Annotated in this window: 16 protein-coding genes; 10 read left to right on the top strand and 6 right to left on the bottom strand. The window is 69.1% G+C overall.

Translation table 11 applies throughout. The features are described 5' to 3' along the window. Position 1 precedes the first annotated feature (1 nt). A complete protein-coding gene (locus tag C470_RS08060) occupies positions 2 to 1,003 on the bottom strand; it encodes a hypothetical protein (RefSeq protein ID WP_008366491.1) in 1,002 nt (333 codons plus the stop codon). A gap of 1 nt (position 1,004) precedes the next feature. Then, positions 1,005 to 1,184 (bottom strand): arsenate reductase/protein-tyrosine-phosphatase family protein, encoded by a 180-nt coding sequence (locus tag C470_RS08055; RefSeq protein WP_008366489.1) that lies wholly within the window; start codon positions 1,182 to 1,184, stop codon positions 1,005 to 1,007. A gap of 254 nt (positions 1,185 to 1,438) precedes the next feature. Here C470_RS08055 and C470_RS08050 point away from each other — a divergent pair, with 254 nt between their 5' ends. From C470_RS08050 to polC, 4 genes are all read left to right on the top strand, one after another. Next, positions 1,439 to 1,768, top strand: coding sequence for a DUF5783 family protein (locus C470_RS08050; RefSeq protein ID WP_008366488.1), 330 nt, complete (start codon positions 1,439 to 1,441; stop codon positions 1,766 to 1,768). A gap of 74 nt (positions 1,769 to 1,842) precedes the next feature. Then, positions 1,843 to 2,232 carry a NifU family protein gene (locus C470_RS08045; RefSeq protein ID WP_004598656.1) on the top strand — a complete coding sequence of 130 codons (390 nt, stop codon included), beginning with the start codon at positions 1,843 to 1,845 and terminating at the stop codon, positions 2,230 to 2,232. 235 nt (positions 2,233 to 2,467) lie between these two features. Next, the gene (locus tag C470_RS08040) at positions 2,468 to 2,887 is read left to right on the top strand and encodes a PPC domain-containing DNA-binding protein (RefSeq protein WP_004598657.1); all 420 of its coding nucleotides are present in this window, start codon (positions 2,468 to 2,470) and stop codon (positions 2,885 to 2,887) included. A 40-nt stretch (positions 2,888 to 2,927) separates the two neighbouring features. Further along, positions 2,928 to 8,039: a DNA polymerase II large subunit gene (polC, locus tag C470_RS08035; RefSeq protein ID WP_008366485.1), complete on the top strand. Its 5,112-nt coding sequence runs from the start codon at positions 2,928 to 2,930 to the stop codon at positions 8,037 to 8,039. A 274-nt stretch (positions 8,040 to 8,313) separates the two neighbouring features. Here polC and C470_RS08030 read toward each other — a convergent pair whose 3' ends face one another. Next, positions 8,314 to 8,958 carry a bifunctional 4-hydroxy-2-oxoglutarate aldolase/2-dehydro-3-deoxy-phosphogluconate aldolase gene (locus C470_RS08030; RefSeq protein WP_008366484.1) on the bottom strand — a complete coding sequence of 215 codons (645 nt, stop codon included), beginning with the start codon at positions 8,956 to 8,958 and terminating at the stop codon, positions 8,314 to 8,316. 278 nt (positions 8,959 to 9,236) lie between these two features. Here C470_RS08030 and C470_RS08025 point away from each other — a divergent pair, with 278 nt between their 5' ends. Continuing rightward, on the top strand, positions 9,237 to 11,426 hold the full coding sequence (locus C470_RS08025) for an elongation factor EF-2 (RefSeq protein WP_004598660.1): 2,190 nt from the start codon (positions 9,237 to 9,239) through the stop codon (positions 11,424 to 11,426). A 150-nt stretch (positions 11,427 to 11,576) separates the two neighbouring features. Here the strand turns inward: C470_RS08025 and C470_RS08020 are convergent, their stop codons facing one another. Continuing rightward, positions 11,577 to 12,017, bottom strand: coding sequence for a DUF3592 domain-containing protein (locus C470_RS08020; protein ID WP_008366482.1), 441 nt, complete (start codon positions 12,015 to 12,017; stop codon positions 11,577 to 11,579). A gap of 433 nt (positions 12,018 to 12,450) precedes the next feature. Between C470_RS08020 and C470_RS08015 the strand changes: the two genes are divergently transcribed. The 4 genes from C470_RS08015 (at position 12,451) to rpsJ (ending at position 15,873) form a co-directional block, all read left to right on the top strand. Next, positions 12,451 to 13,080, top strand: a complete 630-nt coding sequence (locus tag C470_RS08015; RefSeq protein WP_008366481.1) for an amino acid-binding ACT domain protein — start codon at positions 12,451 to 12,453, stop codon at positions 13,078 to 13,080. Next, positions 13,077 to 14,075, top strand: coding sequence for a homoserine dehydrogenase (locus tag C470_RS08010; protein ID WP_008366480.1), 999 nt, complete (start codon positions 13,077 to 13,079; stop codon positions 14,073 to 14,075). Before C470_RS08015 ends, C470_RS08010 begins: the two co-directional genes overlap by 4 nt. A 220-nt stretch (positions 14,076 to 14,295) precedes the next feature. Beyond that, complete coding sequence (tuf, locus tag C470_RS08005) at positions 14,296 to 15,561, top strand: translation elongation factor EF-1 subunit alpha (protein WP_004598664.1); 1,266 nt, start codon at positions 14,296 to 14,298, stop codon at positions 15,559 to 15,561. A gap of 3 nt (positions 15,562 to 15,564) precedes the next feature. Further along, positions 15,565 to 15,873: a 30S ribosomal protein S10 gene (rpsJ, locus tag C470_RS08000; RefSeq protein WP_004048854.1), complete on the top strand. Its 309-nt coding sequence runs from the start codon at positions 15,565 to 15,567 to the stop codon at positions 15,871 to 15,873. Positions 15,874 to 15,965: 92 nt separating this feature from the next. On the opposite strand, the gene C470_RS07995 is transcribed toward rpsJ, so the two are convergent. Then, a complete protein-coding gene (locus C470_RS07995) occupies positions 15,966 to 16,523 on the bottom strand; it encodes a rhomboid family intramembrane serine protease (RefSeq protein WP_008366479.1) in 558 nt (185 codons plus the stop codon). A gap of 81 nt (positions 16,524 to 16,604) precedes the next feature. Further along, positions 16,605 to 16,907 carry a hypothetical protein gene (locus C470_RS07990; protein ID WP_004598666.1) on the bottom strand — a complete coding sequence of 101 codons (303 nt, stop codon included), beginning with the start codon at positions 16,905 to 16,907 and terminating at the stop codon, positions 16,605 to 16,607. A 118-nt stretch (positions 16,908 to 17,025) separates the two neighbouring features. On the opposite strand from C470_RS07990, the gene C470_RS07985 reads away from it, so the two are divergent. Beyond that, positions 17,026 to 18,159 carry a lysylphosphatidylglycerol synthase transmembrane domain-containing protein gene (locus tag C470_RS07985; RefSeq protein ID WP_008366478.1) on the top strand — a complete coding sequence of 378 codons (1,134 nt, stop codon included), beginning with the start codon at positions 17,026 to 17,028 and terminating at the stop codon, positions 18,157 to 18,159. The last annotated feature ends 10 nt before the right edge of the window (positions 18,160 to 18,169 follow it).

Raw genomic sequence — 18,169 nt, 5'->3', positions numbered from 1 at the left:
GTCACTCGGCTTCGGGCCGGTGTTCCGCGACGACGGCCTCCACCTCGCCCCACGCGACCGGCGGCTCCATCGCGGCGAGCGCCTCGTCGAGCGCGGTCAGCCGGTCGCCGAACCGCGCGACCCACTCGGGGTCCGCCTGCGAAGCGAGCCGGTCCCCGACCGCCCCGTGGCGGCCCTGTACCTCGTCGATCTGCGGCTCGATCCCCGACGGCGCGGGAGCGCCCTCGCGTTCGGCCCACCTCCGGAGCGCCGCCAGCTCCGCCCGGAGGTCGGCGATCAGCAGCGACGCGACCCGGTGGCGGACCCGCGCGGCGGCCCACGTCCGTCCCGCTTCGCCCTCCGGACCGCTGCCGTCGCCACCGAGGGCTTCGGAGACCTCGTCGAGCTCCTCGATCGACTCCGCGAGCGCGTCGACGTCGCCGTCGAGTTCCGCGGCCCGTCGGTCGGGGTCGGTGAGCCACTCCTCGAAGGAGCCGAGCTCGAATTGGAGGTCGTCGGCGGCGCGTTGGACCTCGGTCGCGGCGGTCGTCAGCCGCCTGATCCGTCGCGCGACCTCGTAGAGGTCGCCCTCCGCTCTCATCGCGAGAACCTCCTGAACGGCCTCGCCGAGCGCGTCAGACCGGTCCTCGACCGCGTCGAGGCGCGCATCGAAGTCGCCGAGGCGCGTCGACACGAGATCGAGGTCCGCGACCGGTGAAGCGGTCTCCCGCGCGCCGTCCAGCTTCTCGGCAGCGAGTTCCACCCGCGTCTCGGCGGTCGTCACCACCTTCGACGCGTTCGCGAGCGCGTCGTCGACGGCCGCCCGACGGACCGTCCCGTCCCGCGCCACGATCGCGAGCGTCTCCCGTCGCTCGCCGAGGTCCCTCTCGTCGTCGTTGACGAGCTCGGCCGCCCGCTCCGTGGACATCCCGTCGAGGTCCGTCGAGCCGCCGTCCGACGCCGTCTCAGTCGTGCGACCTCTGCTTCCCCGTTCGTCGGCCGTTCGCTGTCGTTCACGTTTCATCTCAAGTCACTCCACGGACGCGGTCGGCGGGCAGAGTCCCGCTCGTCAGGACCTCGATCCGACCGCTCGCCTTACGGCGGTCCGGCTCGCGCTCGGCGAACGCCGCCGCCATCTGGCTCCGGCCCGCGTTCTGGACGCAGACGAACGCGGTCCGACGGTCCGGCCGATTGTGGTGGCTCACGGCCCGTTATGCGGGAGGTATCACTATAATCGTTACTTGGGACCGCTACCGAGAGATATAGAGCAATATAGCGATCCGAACACTGTTCACACTGCGGGGAGGACCCGAACGATGAATTCTATATCGCGACATGAGATTTATCAAGCCGGCTCCGGTCGAACCCCACAGCTGACCGCACGCTCGATTTTCACGCCCGATCCGGCGTTTCGGCGGCGATCGACCGGCTTTTTTCCCGCCGGACCCTCGCCCGCGACATGGCCGACGAGTTCGACCCGGAGAAGTTCGAGGACAAGTACGCGCACTACTTCAACGAGCTCCAGCGGGCGTACAAGAACGCGTTCGAGCAGATGAACGACCGGTACGACTCGGAGCTGATCCACGGGATCGACCAGACCGTGCTCAACGAGTCGGAGCCGTTCTACGAGGACGGCGAGTTCCGCGTCGAACTCCCGGAGAACCCGCGCGAGCGCATCCGCGGCGCCGTCGCGGTCGACGACGAGACGTTCGAGGAGACGTTGGAGGAGTACGTCAAGCGGATCGAGTCCGAGCTGTACCGGACCCTCGGCGTCGATCGGCCGGAGTGATTCGACGAGGCGCGTCACCCGCCGGAATCCGCCCGAACCAAAGGCATAAGCCCGCCGCCCGCCAACTCGCGGGCATGAGCACGGACACCGACGCGGCTGACGCGGAAAACGAACTCCGCGAGCGGATCACGAACTTCCTGCGGCGCAACTTCCCGCAGATCCAGATGCACGGCGGGAGCGCCGCCATCGCCCACCTCGACCGCGAGAAGGGCGAGGTCACGGTCCAGCTCGGCGGCGCCTGTTCCGGCTGCGGTATCTCCCCGATGACGATCCAGGCGATCAAGTCTCGGATGGTCAAAGAGATTCCCGAGATCGAGACGGTCCATGCCGACACCGGCGCGTCCGCCGGCGCGGACGGCGACCTCGGCGGCACCAGCAGCGGCGGCGGCATGTCTCCCTCCTTCCCCGGCGAGACGACCGACGACGACGGCGGCGACGACGAAGGCCCCCAGGCCCCGTTCTGAGTCGGTCCGAACCGCGACGCTCTCCTCTCTCTTTCCGCTTCGCCAGTCGCATCACTGTTCGCCGATACTCAGGCGTTTTAGGGCCGAAGAGTCGTTGTAACGGCCTTTTTCTCGTTTCCGCTGTGTCTCCCCGGCGACTCTGATTAAATTGTATATCGCTATATCGAATCCGATCCGTCGGTCCCGCTCGGTCCGACTGAAGGCTTTTTCTCCCCGGCAGCCGTGGGGAGTTGCTATGTACCATCGCGAGGTCGAACCCACGGCGGAGTACGTCGCGCGGTTCGAGACGGGCGCCGACTGGCGCGAGGAGATAGAGAGCCTCGCACGCGAGGAGGACGTCGAGGCCGGCTGGTTCACGGCGCTCGGCGCGGTCCAGGACGCGGACGTCTGGTTCTACGACCAGGAGGAGACCGAGTACCGCTCGGTGACGTTCGACGAGCCGCTGGAGGTGGCCGCCTGCGTGGGCAACGTCTCGCTCCTGGAAGGAGACGTTTTCGCGCACACCCACGCTGTGCTGTCGCGACCGAGCGGCCAGGCGCTCGCGGGCCACCTCGACTCCGCGACCGTCTGGGCCGGCGAGTGCCACCTGCGCGCGTTCGCCGAGCCGCTGGAGCGCTCGCACGACGAGGCGACCGACCTCGACCTGTGGCTGTGACCCGCCGAACGCGCCGCGTGATTCCCTCGACCGAGGCCCGATGAGACCGGACGACGAGCGCTACTTCGCGCGGATCGAGGAGCGGCTCGACGAGGCGTGGGACGTGGCGGAGGCGGCCAAAGAGCAGGGTCGGGACCCGGAGCCGGAGATCGAGATCCCGGTCGCCCGCGACATGGCCGACCGCGTCGAGAACATCCTCGGTATCGACGGCGTCGCGGAGCGGGTCCGCGACCTGGAGGGGGAGATGTCCCGCGAGGAGGCCGCCCTGGAGCTCGTCACCGACTTCGTCGACGGCAGCGTCGGCGACTACGACTCCCGCGAGGGGAAGATCGAGGGGGCCGTCCGCACCGCCGTCGCGCTGCTCACCGAGGGCGTCGTCGCCGCGCCGATCGAGGGGATCGACCGCGTCGAACTGCTGGAGAACGACGACGGCACCGAGTTCGTCAACGTCTACTACGCCGGCCCGATCCGCTCGGCGGGCGGGACCGCGCAGGCGCTGTCGGTGCTCGTCGCCGACTACGCCCGGTCGCTGCTGGGCATCGACGAGTACAAGCCGCGCGACGTGGAGGTCGAGCGCTACGCCGAGGAAATCGCCTTATACGACAAGGACACCGGGCTCCAGTACACGCCGAAGGACAAGGAGTCGAAGTTCATCGCGAAGCACATCCCCGTCATGCTCGACGGGGAGGCGACGAGCGACGAGGAGGTCTCGGGGTTCCGCGACCTCGAACGCGTCGACACCAACTCCGCGCGCGGCGGGATGTGCCTCGTCGCCGCCGAGGGGATCGCGCTGAAGGCCCCGAAGATCCAGCGGTACACCCGCGACCTCGACGAGGTCGACTGGCCGTGGCTCCAGGACCTCATCGACGGGACGATCGGGAAGGACGGGGCAGGCGACGGCGACGCCGCGGAGGCGGAGGAGGACGCGGCCGACGCGGAGGGCGGCGACGGCGGGGAGGGCGGCGACGGCGAATCGGACGAGGCGGAGGGCGAGCCCGAGAACGGGGCCGAAGCCGACGGCCCGCCCCGCGCTGACCCCTCCCAGAAGTTCCTCCGGGACCTCATCGCGGGTCGCCCCGTGTTCACCCACCCGAGCGAGGCCGGCGGGTTCCGACTCCGCTACGGTCGCGCGCGAAACCACGGATTCGCGACCGGCGGCGTCCACCCGGCGACGATGCACATCGTCGACGACTTCCTCGCGGCCGGGACGCAGATCAAGACGGAGCGGCCGGGGAAGGCCCACGGCGTCGTCCCCGTCGACTCCATCGAGGGGCCGACGGTCCGGCTCGCGAACGGCGAGGTCCGCCGGATCGACGACCCCGAGGAGGCGAAGGAGGTCCGCAACGGGATCGAGAAGGTGCTCGACCTCGGCGAGTACCTCGTCAACTACGGCGAGTTCGTCGAGAACAACCACCCGCTCGCGCCCGCCTCGTACGCCCCCGAGTGGTGGGTCCAGGAGTTCGAGGCGGCCGGCGCCGACGTTCAGGCCATGGGCGACGACCCGCACGTCGACCTCGACCACCCCGACGTCGACGAGGCGCTCGCGTGGGCGCGCGAGTACGACTGCCCGCTCCACCCCGAGTACACCTACCTCTGGCACGACGTGTCGGTCGACGCCTTCGAGGCGCTCGCCGACGCGGTCGCCGCGGGCGAGGTCGTCGAGGGCGTCCTCGCGGTCGAGCGCACCGAGGCGGTCCGGGACGCGCTGGAGTCGCTTTTGCTCGAACACGCTGCGACCCCGGACGCGCTCCGGATTCCCACGTGGCGCCCGCTCGCGCGGTCGCTCGGGATCGACGACGGGCTCCGGAAGGAGTGGGACGCGGACGACCTCTCGCGGGCCGCTCGCGAGTACGCTGACGGCGAGAACGCGATCCGCGCGGTCAACGAGGTTGCGCCGTTCGAGATCCGCGAGCGCGCGCCGACCCGGATCGGCAACCGGATGGGCCGCCCCGAGAAGTCCGAGAGCCGCGACCTCTCGCCCGCGGTCCACACGCTCTTCCCGATCAACGAGGCGGGCGGCCCGCAGCGCGACGTGGCCGAGGCCGCGAACGTCATGGACGACACGGGACACCGCGGGCGGCACGAACTTCAGGTCTCCGACCGGGTCTGTCCCGACTGCGGCGAGCACACCTACGCCGCGCTCTGTCCCGACTGCGAGACGCACACGGAGCCGCACTACGAGTGCAACGACTGCGGCACCGTCTGCGAGCCGGACGAGGCCGGCCGGGTCGAGTGCCCGAACTGCGAGTGGGAGGTGACGGCCGCGACGTACCAGGAGGTCGACGTCAACGACGCGTACCGCTCCGCGCTGGAGACGGTCGGCGAGCGCGAGTCCGCCTTCGAGATCCTCAAGGGGGTCCAGGGGCTCACCTCGCGGAACAAGACGCCCGAGCCGATCGAGAAGGGCGTCCTCCGCGCGAAGAACGGCGTCACGTCGTTCAAGGACGGCACGGTCCGGTACGACATGACGGACCTCCCGGTCACCGCGGTCAAACCCGCGGAGCTCGACGTCACCGCCGACCACTTCCGCGAACTCGGCTACGAGACCGATATCGACGACGAGCCGCTGCGCCACGACGACCAGGTGGTCGAACTCCGCGTCCAGGACATCGTCCTCTCGGACGGCGCGGCCGAGCACATGCTCAAGACCGCGGACTTCGTCGACGACCTGCTCGAACAGTTCTACGGCCTCGATCGCTTCTACGAGGTGAACGAACGCGACGACCTCGTCGGCGAGCTCGTCTTCGGGATGGCGCCGCACACAAGCGCCGCAACTGTCGGGCGAGTGGTAGGTTTCACGTCGGCCGCGGTCGGATACGCACATCCGTACTTTCACGCCGCGAAACGTCGGAATTGCTTCCATCCAGAGACGAAAATCTGGTACGAGGACGAGACCGGTAGTTTACGATACGACGAGATCGACGACTTCGTCGAGACGTACCTCGATCAGTCTGAGATCGAGTTCGACGACTTCGGAACGGCGATTGGCGAACTGGAAGGCGTCGACGGAGACCTGTCCGTTCCCGCGGTGACTGCTGACGGAGAGCGAGTCTCTCGACCGGTTGAGGCGGTCAGCAAACATGAAGCCCCGGATCACATGATACAGGTCCGTACGACGTCCGGACGCTCGATAACCGTCACTCCCGATCACGGTGTCCACGTGTACGACGGAGAACAAGACGAGATCGTCAGCAGGGACGCACAGGACCTCGACACGACCGATAAACTGGTCGTTCCTGATTCGATCGGGAGCGACGACTCCGGTCGGAGTCAACAGCGGTTCGATCTGCTTGCCGAGTTCATCCGATCCGAAGCGGTCCCGACCGACCGTCTCATGATAAAGGGACTAGACAAAGATCGGCTGTACGATCTCTTTGAGGACACCTTCGCGGATGACTGGGAGGGACGGTTCTACCCGCTCCAGAGCATGACTGAGGTGTTCGACACGAACAAGAAGACGCTGAGTAACTACTTGTACCGAGAGAGTTTCCCCGCGTCGTATCTAGAGCAGTGCTTCTCTTCGACCGATGATCTCCTCGCGTTCGTTCCCGACGACGTGACGCTCGGGATGAAACGTGACCGCACAGAGATCGATCGGACCGTTGACCTCAACCAGCGCGTCGCAACGCTACTCGGCTACTACGCGGCCGAGGGATTCGCTCGTGAACAGGAGACGCCGAAAGGGACGATCCACCAAACGACAATCTGCGGGACCGAGACGGAAGCGAGGGAGTTCTTCCTCAACGCTTTGCGCGAGGAGTTCGGAGTCGACCCGTACGAAGAGAACAACGCGAAGGTCACCGTATCCGGCCGTCTCCTTCGAGCCTTCTTTGATTCCGTCCTCGACGCTGGCGTGCGTGCAGAGAGCAAACGTGTTCCGGACTCCATCTTCGACGCGCCCGAAAAAACGGTTGGTGCGTACCTGAGCGGGTATTTCAGCGGTGACGGCGGTGTCGACAAGGGCTCTCTCCGGATCACGGCTACGACGGTAAGTGAGGAGCTTCGCGAGGACTTACTCGCGCTCCTACGGCGACTGGACATCCACGCGACGGTCGACCGACCGAAGCGCGTCCTACTTCACGAGAAATTCCCCGAGTTCTACGATGAGAGCGACATGCGGCTGACCTCTCAGACATACGTCATTTCTGTCTCTTCACGGGACGCCGTTCGGTTCTCCGAGATTGCTGGGTTCCACCTCTCTCGGAAGCACGACCGACTCATGGAGAACGTCTCGTCTGTCGACCCGTACGCACCGAAGGTATCGGACGGCGGATCCGGAGAGTACCTCGTCGAGGGCGTCGACGAAGTCGAGATCGTCGAGAGCGACGTTGACCACGTGTACTGTCTCACCGTCGAGGAGACGCACTCCCTCGTTGCGAACGATCTGTCGGTCGATCAATGCGACGGTGACGAGGACTGCGTCATGCTCCTCATGGACGGACTGCTCAACTTCTCGAAAGAATTCCTGCCAGACCAACGCGGCGGGCGGATGGATGCACCCTTAGTGATGTCTTCGCGAATCGACCCCTCGGAGATCGACGACGAGGCGCACAACGTCGACATCGTGCGGGAGTACCCGCTGGAGCTGTACGAGGCGTCGCGCGAGCTGGCCGACCCGGAGGCGGTCGAGGAGCTGATCCAGATCGGCGAGGACACGCTCGGGACCGACGACGAGTACCACGGGTTCGACCACACCCACGACACGACGGACATCGCGATGGGGCCGGATCTCTCGGCGTACAAGACGCTCGGCGACATGATGGAGAAGATGGACGCGCAGCTGGAGCTGGCCCGGAAGCTGCGCGCGGTCGACGAGACCGACGTGGCCGAACGGGTGATCGAGTACCACTTCCTGCCGGACATCATCGGCAACCTGCGGGCGTTCTCGCGGCAGGAGACGCGCTGTCTCGACTGCGGCGAGAAGTACCGCCGGATGCCCCTGACGGGCGAGTGCCGCGAGTGCGGCGGGCGCGTGAACCTCACCGTCCACGAGGGGTCGGTGAGCAAGTACGTCGACACCGCCATCGAGGTCGCGGAGCGGTTCGGCTGCCGGCCCTACACGAAACAGCGGCTGAAGGTGTTAGAGGGGTCGCTGGAGTCGATCTTCGAGGACGACACGAACAAGCAGTCCGGCATCGCGGACTTCATGTGACGACCGCGGGACGACCCCGCCCCGTCGCGGCCTGTCCCGCGGCGGCGACGGGGTCACTCTCCCCGTCAGGGGAGACCGGCGAGCGGTGGTTGGGTGTACCGACAGCGTGTTCCGGATGACTTCCAGACTGTGCCTCTCGTCTGCGGGCTGGAAGCCGATCTTAGTTTGCGTCTCCGCGTTCTTGTATGTGTGGCATGGCATACCAGACTTTTAAAAATGGAACGGCGGTCTGACCGCGGTCGTCGCCGCGCGTTCGATCGGCCGTCGCGCGTGCTCAGTCGCCCGCGCGCGCCGCCTCGACGACCCGCGTGAACTCGCGGGCGGTCTCGGTGATGACCTCGTAGTCGCCGCGCTCGGCGGCGTCGTAGTCGACGAGGGCGCCGCCGGCGCCGACCGCGAACGCGCCCGCGTCGACGTAGTCGGCCGCGTTGTCGGGGCTCACGCCGCCGGTCGGCATCATCGGGATCTGGCCGAGCGGACCCTTCATGGCGCCGAGGTGGGCCGGGCCGACGGTCTTCGCGGGGAACACCTTCACGAAGTCCGCGCCGGCCTCGTAGCCGCGGATCGCCTCCGTCGGCGTCATCACGCCCGGGGCGCTGACGGCGCCGTAGCGGTTACACGTCTCGATGACGTCCTCGTGGAGGCTCGGCGAGACGACGAACTCCGCGCCCGCCATCAGCGTGGTCCGGGCCGTCTCGCTGTCGAGGACCGTTCCCGTGCCCACGACGACCTCGTCGTCGAAGGAGCCAGCGACCTCGCCGAGCTTCTCGGCCACGTCCGGCGTGTCGGCCGTGATCTCGACGGCGGTGACCCCGCCCTCGCGCAGCGCCTCGGTGATCTCGATCAGCTGGTCGGCGGGGACTCCGCGCAACACCGCGACGACGCCGCTGTCGACGAGCCGTGAGAGCGTCTCGTTCATACCTCCAGTTTCCCGAGTCGGGACTTAAAACCGCCCCGATGGCCGCAGGCGGTGAGCCCGGGCGCGAGCGCCGCCGTCGACCGCGAACGCCGCCGCCGACAGCGAATGCCGCCGCCGACAGCGAACGCCGCCGCCGATCGCGAGCGGGGTCCCGTCTCAGCCGCCTGTCCCGTGACACCGGTCGACACGAAATCGGCGGCGATCGGGGGTACTCGCCCGCGAAACGGCCGCGACGAAACACTACCCTTTTGACCCTCCTTTCGGTAACACTCGGTATAATGGGCCGACGCAAGAAGATCGTTCAGGAATGTGAGCGGCTGATGGACACCCCGGAGAACATCCGGAACATCGCCATCGCCGCCCACGTCGACCACGGGAAGACGACGCTCTCCGACAACCTGCTGGCGGGCGCCGGCATGATCTCCGAGGACACCGCGGGCGAGCAGCTCGCGATGGACACGAAGGAGGACGAGCAGGAGCGCGGGATCACCATCGACGCGGCGAACGTCTCGATGACCCACGAGTACGAGGACACCAACCACCTCGTCAACCTCATCGACACCCCGGGCCACGTTGACTTCGGGGGCGACGTCACCCGCGCGATGCGCGCGGTCGACGGTGCGCTGGTGGTCGTCGACGCCGTCGAGGGCGCGATGCCCCAGACGGAGACGGTGCTCCGGCAGGCGCTCCGCGAGGGCGTGAAGCCGACGCTGTTCATCAACAAGGTCGACCGCCTCATCTCGGAGCTCCAGGAGGGGCCCCAGGAGATGCAAGAGCGGCTGATGTCCGTCATCGCCGACGTCAACGAGCTCATCCGCGGGATGGCCGAGAACATGGACGACATCCCCGAGGACTGGACCGTCTCCGTCGAGGACGGCACGGTCGGGTTCGGCTCCGCGCTGTACAAGTGGGGCGTCTCGATGCCCTCGATGCAGCGGACCGGCATGGACTTCGGCGACATCATGGAGCTCGAACAGAACGACAAGCGCCAGGAGCTCCACGAGCGGACGCCGCTGTCGGACGTCGTGCTCGACATGGTCTGCGAGCACTTCCCGAACCCGGTCGACGCCCAGCCCCGCCGCGTCCCGCGCATCTGGCGCGGCGACCCCGAGTCCGACTTGGCCGACACGATGCGGCTGGTCGACGAGGACGGCGAGGTCGTCTTCATGGTCACCGACATCTCGATGGACCCGCACGCGGGCGAGATCGCGACGGGCCGCGTCTTCTCCGGCACGCTGGAGAAGGGCCAGGAGCTGTACGTCTCCGGCACCGCCGGCAAGAACCGCATCCAGAGCGTCGGCCTCTTCATGGGGTCCGAGCGCGAGGAGGTGGACCGCGTCCCGGCAGGGAACATCGCGTCCGTCACCGGACTGCGTGACGCCATCGCCGGTTCCACGGTCTCCTCCGTGGAGATGACGCCGTTCGAGTCGATCGAGCACATCTCCGAGCCGGTCATCACGAAGTCCGTCGAGGCGCAGAACATGGACGACCTGCCGAAGCTCATCGAGACGCTCCAGCAGGTCGCCAAGGAGGACCCGACGATCCAGATCGAGATCAACGAGGACACCGGCGAGCACCTGATCTCCGGGCAGGGCGAGCTCCACCTCGAAGTGATCACCCAGCGGATCCGCGACAACCAGGGCATCCCGGTCATCACCGGGGAGCCGATCGTCGTGTTCCGCGAGCAGCCCCAGGAGTCGTCCCGCGAGGTCGAGGGGCAGTCGCCGAACCGGCACAACAAGTTCTACATCACCGTCGAGCCGATGGACCAGGAGATCGTCGACGCCATCCAGCTCGGCGAGGTCTCGATGGACATGCCCGAACTGGAGCGCCGCGAGGCGCTGCAGGATGCCGGCATGGACAAGGACACCTCGCAGAACGTCGAGGACATCCACCGGACGAACATCCTCATCGACGACACGAAGGGTATCCAGCACCTCAACGAGACGATGGAGCTGGTCCTCGAGGGGCTTCAGGAAGCGCTCGACGACGGCCCGCTGGCCGCCGAGCCGGTCCAGGGGTCGCTGTTCCGCCTCCACGACGCGAAGCTCCACGAGGACACCATCCACCGCGGTCCCGCGCAGGTCATCCCCGCGGTCCGCGACGCGGTCCACCGCGCGCTTATCGACGGCGAGGTCCGCCTGCTGGAGCCGATCCAGGACGTCCGGATCGACGTGCCCAGCGAACACATGGGCGCCGCGTCCGGCGAGATTCAGGGCCGTCGCGGCCGCGTCGACGACATGTACCAGGAGGGCGACCTCATGGTCGTCGAGGGCATCGCGCCCGTCGAGGAGATGATCGGGTTCTCCTCCGACATCCGCTCGGCCACCGAGGGCCGCGCCTCGTGGAACACCGAGAACGCGGGCTTCCGCGTGCTCGTCGACAACCTCCAGCGCGAGAAGATCATGGAGATCCGCGAGCGCAAGGGGATGAAGCTGGAACTGCCGCAGTCGATCGACTACTTCTAAGTCGACGACGCGGTTCGCGCTGCGGTTCCCGGCCGTCTGCGGTTCTCTTCCGCGGATCTCCTCTCTCGGTTCTTTCGACGTCCCGACGCCACCTCGACAGCGGCGCGACTACCTGATCGCCGACCGCCCGCCGACGAGGACGAAGCCCAGTCAGACCGCGACCGCGACGAGCGGCGCGTTCGAGGTCCGGTCCTTCAGGAACGCGGCGTCCGGGTCGGACGGGTCGACGTGCGCGGTCGCGGACTCGCCGACGGCGTACTCCGAGACGACCTCGCGGGCCGCCGACTCGGTGTCATAGTTCGGCGAAATCGCAGACGGGAAGACGCTCCCGCTCTCGTAGGCGGTCCCCTCGTACTCGTAGGAGAACCGCACGACCGGGCGGTAGTCGGTGTCCGCGCTGCTGCCGGCCGAGGTCGGCTCCACGCCGAGTTCGGTTATCTCGGCGTCGACCTCGACGGCGTCCGCGACGGCGTTCGACTGCTGGGTGTAGTCGTACGCGCCGTACCCGGTCGCCGCGAGGCCGATGATCAGCATGATGACCGCGCCGCGCCTCGTCTTCGGGCCGCCGATCGAGAGTCCGTCGTCCCCCATCGCTACCTCACCTCGGGGCCGCGGAGGGCGGTTCCGGAGCGGTGGCGTCGCGACCGTCGTCGAACTGCGGGGAGGGAGTTCACACCGGCGCAACTGCCCCGCGACACAAAATTGTGCTGGGGTTCCGCGCGCACCTTCCCCTCGGAGTCGAGCGGTTTTCGCTCCGGAATCGAGCGGTTTCCGCTCGCCCGGCGGCCGACCGTCTCACGACCGTGCGCCGCGTTGACAGGCGTGCGGGCGAGGCAACGCCTGCCATCGCCGAAGGCTTATACCCGATCGTCCGACTCCGTTCGAGTATGCAGACGGGCACGACTCCCCCCCGGCGCACCGCGACGGAGCCACCGAGCGACCGCTCCACGCCGGGCACAGGAACGTGTCTGCGAACGCGCGCCCCCGGACTGGTCCGCCGCAGCGAGGCGCCGGAGGTGGCGGCGTGAGCGACCGTCGCGACGGGGCGCCCGAGGCCGCGCTCGACGCCGAGGACGCGGCCGATTCGGCCGCCGCCGGGAGCGCGGACGCGGCCTCCCCGGACGGCGGTCACGCGGCCGCGGCCCCCTCGACGCACACGGTGCGGCTGGAGCTGGTCGACGAGCCGGGCCAGCTGCTCGCCGCGCTCCACCCGATCGCGGACAACGGCGGGAACCTCCTGTCGATCTACCACGAGCGCGGGAACAAGACGCCCCGCGGGCGGATCCCGGTCGAGGTCGACTTCGAGGCGACGCCCGAGCGGTTCGAGGAGATCGTCGACGCGCTCCGCAGCGAGGGCGTGAACGTGATGCAGGCGGGCACGGAGCGGTACGCGGAGGAGGTGACGCTGCTCCTCTTCGGCCACCTCATCGACACCGACCTCTCCGACACGCTCTCTGAGATCGAGGCCTGCGAGTCGGCGTCGGTCGCCGACGTGTCGCTCGCGGCCCCGCAGGGCACCGAGGAGGTGTCGAGCGCGCGGCTCCGGCTCGAGGCCCGCGCCGGCGAGACGGACGCGGCGCTCGCGGCGGTCCGCGACCTGGCCGCGGCGAAGGACCTCCGCGTCGTCGAGCCGCTCACGGGGGTGGAGGCGTGAGACTCGCCGTGATCGGCGCGGGCGCGGTCGGCCGCTCCGTCGTCGAACTGGCGGGCGAACACGGCCACGAGGTCGTCGCGGTCGCGGACTCCTCGACGGCGGTCGTCGCGGACGGGACCGGCGGCCCGGGAGCGGACGATAGCGCCGGCGTCGACCCCGACGCGGTCGTGGCGCGGAAAAGCGAGCGCGGGATCGTCGGCGACGCGGACCCGGACGACGCCCTCGCGGCGGACTACGACGTCCTCGTCGAGGCGACGCCGACCACGCTCGGCGACGCCGAGCCCGGCTTCTCGCACGTGACGGCAGCCTTGGAGCGCGACCGCCACGCCGTCCTCGCGAACAAGGGCCCGGTCGCGGAGCGGTTCGGCGACCTGCGGGCGGCCGTCGACGACAGCGACGGCGAGATACGGTTCGAGGCGACGGTCGGCGGCGCGATCCCCGCGGTGTCGACCGTCGAAGACATCGAACCCGGCCACGTCACCGCGGTCCGGGGCGTGCTCAACGGGACGGCGAACTTCATCCTGACGCGGATGGCGGCCGAGGGGCTCGACTACGACCACGTGCTCGCGGAGGCGCAGGACCTCGGCGTCGCGGAGGCGGACCCCTCCTTCGACGTGGACGGGACCGACGCGGCGCTGAAATGCGTCATCCTCGCGAACGTGCTATCCTTCGGCGCGGTCGACGACCCCGACGCCGCCCGCGAGTTCACGCTCGCCGACGCCGACGTCTCGGGGATCCGCGACGTGCCCGGGTCCGCGCTCCGCCTCGCGGCCGAGGACGGCCGGACGGTCCGGCTGATCGGCGAGGCGACCGGCGAGACGGTCCGCGTCGCGCCGCGGCTCGTCCCCGAGAACGGAACGCTCGCGGTCTCCGGCACCCAGAACATCGTCCAGATCGAGACGACCCACGCCGGCCGGCTCAACATCTCCGGCCGCGGCGCGGGCGGCCCGGAGACCGCGAGCGCGGTCCTCGGCGACGTGGGGCGGCTGGAGTAGGCCGGGTCGGCCGGCTGGAGTGGTCTGGGCCGACCGGCTGGAGTGGGCCGGGTCGACCGCCGAGTCCGTCGCGGCGGACCGGGGCGTGTGTCGCTCTGTCGTGTCCCGCGTTGTCGAGAATCGCCGGACGGCGACGCGATACTCTGTGGGCCGTATCGAAACCGTTTTAGTGGAATCAACCGAAACTTACTCACAGAGCGCCTTAGCGCGTGATTACCCCATGAGTGACAAACCGCACCAGAACTTGGCCATTATCGGCCACGTCGACCACGGCAAGAGTACGCTCGTGGGTCGCCTCCTCTTCGAGACGGGGAGCGTCCCCGAGCACGTAATCGAGCAGCACCGCGAGGAAGCCGAAGAGAAGGGCAAGGGCGGCTTCGAGTTCGCCTACGTGATGGACAACCTCGCCGAGGAGCGCGAGCGCGGCGTCACGATCGACATCGCCCACCAGGAGTTCGACACCGACGAGTACTACTTCACCATCGTCGACTGTCCGGGCCACCGTGACTTCGTGAAGAACATGATCACGGGCGCCTCGCAGGCCGACAACGCGGTGCTCGTCGTCGCGGCCGACGACGGCGTCGCGCCCCAGACACGCGAGCACGTGTTCCTGGCCCGCACGCTCGGGATCAACGAGCTCATCATCGGCGTCAACAAGATGGACCTCGTCGACTACAGCGAGGACTCCTACAAGGAGGTCATCGGCGAGGTCGAGGACCTGCTCAACCAGGTCCGCTTCGCGACCGACGACACCACGTTCGTGCCGATCTCGGCGTTCGAGGGCGACAACGTCGCCGAGGCGTCCGAGAACACCGACTGGTACGACGGCCCCACTCTGCTGGAGTCGCTCAACGACCTGCCGGAGGCCGAGCCGCCGACGGACGCGCCGCTCCGCCTGCCGATCCAGGACGTGTACACCATCTCCGGCATCGGGACCGTCCCCGTGGGACGCGTCGAGACCGGGATCCTCAACACCGGCGACAACGTCTCCTTCCAGCCGTCCGACGTGGGCGGCGAGGTGAAGACGGTCGAGATGCACCACGAAGAGGTGCCCAAGGCCGAGCCCGGTGACAACGTCGGGTTCAACGTCCGCGGCATCGGCAAGGACGACATCCGCCGCGGCGACGTCTGTGGCCCGGCCGACGACCCGCCGAGCGTCGCCGAGACGTTCAAGGCGCAGGTCGTCGTCATGCAGCACCCGTCGGTGATCACGGCCGGCTACACCCCGGTCTTCCACGCCCACACGGCGCAGGTCGCCTGTACGATCGAGTCCATCGATCAGAAGATCGACCCCTCGTCCGGTGAGGTCGCCGAGGAGAACCCGGACTTCATCAAGTCCGGCGACGCCGCGGTCGTCACCGTGCGCCCCCAGAAACCGCTCAGCATCGAGCCGTCCGGCGAGATTCCGGAGCTCGGCAGCTTCGCCATCCGCGACATGGGTCAGACCATCGCGGCCGGCAAGGTGCTCGAAGTCAACGAGCGATAATCGATGCAGCAGGCACGCGTCCGCCTCGCCGGCACGAGCCCCGAGGACCTCGACGACATCTGCGACGACGTCCGCGAGATCGCGGACTCGACGGGGGTCGCCCTGTCGGGCCCGATCCCGCTGCCGACGAAGACGCTCGAGATCCCGTCGCGCAAGTCCCCGGACGGTGAGGGGACGGCGACGTGGGAGCACTGGGAGATGCGCGTCCACAAGCGTCTGATCGACATCGACGCCGACGAACGCGCGCTCCGCCAGCTCATGCGCGTCCAAGTGCCGAACGACGTCAGCATCGAGATCGTTCTCGAAGACTGAGCGCTAGGGCGTTTCTCTTTCACCCCTTTCGTTTTTCATCCCGACCAGCGACGGCGCCGCCGCGCGTTCGGTCCGCGCCGCTGTCGGTCGGCTCACGCGTCAAGCAGCCCGGCGCGCCCCGCGACGAGCCCGCAGAACGCGCCGGTGGCGTGCGCGATGAGCGCGACGCCGGGCGCCGCCGTCGTCGCGGTGAGGACGACGGCGACGAGGCCGAACAAGAGGAGTTGGACCCGCGGCGAGAGGCGCAGCCGGTCGAACAGCGTCGCGCTCACGACGTTGCCGGCGAGCAGGTAGCCGCCGAGCGCAAAGACGGCGCCGCTGATCCCCAACACGGCGGACGGGGGGCCGAGCAGGCTCCCGACGGTCACCTGTGCGACGCCCGCGAGCGCGCCGGTGACGACCACGAACGCGTGGAAGCGGGCGCGGGTCGTTCGGCGCTCGACGAGGGGCCCGACGAGCAGCAGTCCGAGGGCGTTCGCCAGCAGGTGGCCGACGGAGCCGTGCGCGTACACGCTGGTGACGAGCGTCCACGGGGCGACGGAGACGGGGGTCGACAGCGCGAGGAGCCCGAAGAGGCCGACGACGCTGAGGAGGGCCTGCGCGGCGCCGACGAGGAGGACGATCCCGAGCGTTTCGAGGGTGGCGCGCATCGGGCGAGGGTTGGGGCCGCGCGGTGAAAAGAGTGGGTGAGGCCGTCGTTGCGAGTCGACCGGAGCGAGCCCGGACGCGACTCAGATCACGTCGTCTGGGTCGTGCGCGTTCGCCATCCGCGTCGCCTCGGCGGCGTACCGCTCTCGGCCGTCGGGGTCGTCGACGGTCCCGACGTTCGACGGCGGCGCGTCGACGGCGGCGGTCGTGTCGCGCACGTCCGTGAAGGAGGTGAGCGCGCGCTCCTTGCGGAAGTAGCGCTCGCCGTCCGGCGTCGCGTACGTGAGGATCACCATGTTCTGCTCGTCGTCGGAGTAGGTGCGCTCGACGAGCCACATCCGGATCTCGTCTCCCGCGGAGCCGGCGGCCGCTTCGTTCGCGTTCATGTGCGGTATTTCGATTTCCACGAACAAACGTGTTGCGTCGGCCCGGGGCCGGCTCGCGTCGCCGCTCGCCTCCGCGAACCGCCAGCGTTTTATTCTTTAGGGCGACCTAAACGAATAGATGAATCCGCGCGTCGCCGCCGCTCGGCTCCGCAAACGGCTCCGTCGGCTCCGCGACCGGCTCCCGCAGGGAACCCTCGCGGTCGCGGGGACGGTCGTCGTTCTCGCGGTCGGCGGCGCGGTGCTGACCCGGACCCTTGACGTCGGGACCGTCGTCGACGCGGCCGCGACCGCGGACCCGGCGCTGCTCGCCGCGGCGCTCGCCGCCTACCTCGCCTCGTGGCCGGTCCGCGGGCGGCGGTACGGCGACGTGCTCGCCCCGATGGGACACCGGTGTCGCACGGCGTTCCTCACGGCGACGGTGTTCGCGAGCCAGACCGCGAACCTGATCGTTCCGGCACGTGCCGGCGACGGGGTGCGCGCGTACCTCCTGAACGACCGGCGCGACGTGCCGTACCCGACCGGCGTCGCGTCGCTGGCGGTCGAGCGCGCCTTCGACCTGGTCGCGCTCGGCGTCCTCGGCGGCGCCGCGCTCGCGGCCCTGCTCGTCGACGGACGGGCCGCGGCGCCGGACGGGTCGGGGCGAGCGGTCGCGGCCGCCGGGGGAATTGCGGTCGCGGCCGCGCTCGGCTCGGCGGTCACCGTCGCGGTCGCCCGGAGCGACCGCCGGTTCGGCCCGGCGCTCCGCGAGCGCACCGACGGCTCCCGGCTCGCACCGGTCGCCGACGCAGCGGTCCGGTTCGGTGCCGCGGTGCGGGTCGTGGCGGCGGACGGGGCCGCGCTCGTCCGCGTATTCCTCGCCAGCGCCGTCGTCTGGGGACTGGACGTGGCCACCGCGGTCCTCGTGCTCGCGGCGCTCGTCGGCGGCTTCGGCGGCGGCGTCGCCCCGGCCGCGCTGCTCGTCGTCGGGACCCTCGCGGTCTCGGCCGGGAACCTCGCGAAGGTGTTGCCGCTCTCGCAGGGGGGGATCGGGCTGTACGAGGCCGCGTTCACCGGGATCGTCGTCGCGACGACGCCGATCGCACCCGAGGTCGCGCTCGCCGCGGCGGTCCTCGACCACGCGCTGAAGAACGGCGTCACCCTCGCCGGCGGCGCGGCCGCGGCGGCCGCGTTCGACCTCTCCGTGACGGGGGCTCCGGACGAATCCGAGCGGGAGCCGGACGCGGGCGCGACGCGGCCGACGACGGACCGCTAAGCTTTTAGGC

Source organism: Halorubrum distributum JCM 13561 (assembly GCF_000337395.1).
In the GTDB taxonomy this organism is placed as follows: Archaea; Halobacteriota; Halobacteria; order Halobacteriales; family Haloferacaceae; genus Halorubrum; species Halorubrum distributum.
This window is presented reverse-complemented; position numbering and strand designations above follow the sequence as displayed.